General features: G+C 60.9%; 1 pseudogene. It reads left to right on the top strand.

From position 1 onward, the window contains the following. Nucleotides 1-460: pseudogene (locus tag EN786_RS38100) on the top strand (hypothetical protein); the annotation flags it as partial.

Here is a 460-nt window from a genome sequence, read left to right as displayed (position 1 = left end):
GTCGCTCACCTCGGGACGCCGGGGCAGGATATTACGCATGAGCTTATCGATGTGCGTCGCGATGTGCTGGCTGCGACGGAGGGCAAGCAAGTGCCGTGGGAGAACTCTTCTCTCACCGGCGAGGTTGTGTTGAAGCCTCTCGCGACGGAATCGAAGGTGGCATCTGTCCCCGCTTCAAAGTCCACCTCGCCGGACAACGCAGTCGAACTTGCATATTGGGCGACCATCAAGGACTCCACCGACAAGAGCTTCTTCGAGGCATATTTGCAGCAATTTCCGGACGGCGCCTTTGCCCCCCTTGCGAGATTGAAGATCAGCGCGTTCGACAAGCGCACCGAAACGGAACGGCAGGTGGCGCAGCTGCCGGAGGCGGAGCGCGCCACTAAGGCGACCGACGATTACAAGGGAACGGAAGTCGCAAGCCTTGAACGCCCCGATCCCTCGGCGCAGTCATCGGCAC

Origin of the sequence: Mesorhizobium sp. M4B.F.Ca.ET.143.01.1.1, from assembly GCF_004792275.1 — a bacterium.
Taxonomy (GTDB): Bacteria; Pseudomonadota; Alphaproteobacteria; order Rhizobiales; family Rhizobiaceae; genus Mesorhizobium; species Mesorhizobium abyssinicae.
The sequence above is the reverse complement of the archived record's forward strand: the minus strand, read 5'-3'. Positions and strand labels throughout refer to the sequence as shown.